Source organism: Lysinibacillus sp. GbtcB16 (genome assembly GCF_019091145.1).
In the GTDB taxonomy this organism is placed as follows: Bacteria; Bacillota; Bacilli; order Bacillales_A; family Planococcaceae; genus Lysinibacillus; species Lysinibacillus fusiformis.
In genome coordinates, this window is sequence record NZ_JAGXJV010000695.1 from 1 (window position 1) to 249 (window position 249).

1 protein-coding gene is annotated in these 249 nt (G+C 41.4%); it reads right to left on the reverse strand.

Features of this window, described 5'->3' with window-relative positions; all coding sequences use genetic code 11:
- Window positions 1-31: 31 nt before the first annotated feature.
- On the reverse strand, window positions 32-249 hold a 218-nt coding region (locus tag KVT27_RS25630), incomplete at its 5' end, for a DNA translocase FtsK (protein ID WP_217582278.1).

Here is a 249-nt window from a genome sequence, read left to right on the forward strand (position 1 = left end):
TTTTTCTCTTATTATACAGCATAACCGTTTACTATACATTTGTTTCCTGCATAGCAGCGAATTCATCCTCAGAAATAAGGACATCTCTTGGCTTCGTTCCTCTTGCTTCAGAAATAATTCCTTGCGATTGCATCTCTTCAATGAGACGTGCTGCGCGATTATAACCGTTGCGGAATTTTCGCTGTACAGAAGATGTGGACGCTCCCCCTTGTCCTACAACAAATTGACATGCTTCCAAGAACAATTCGT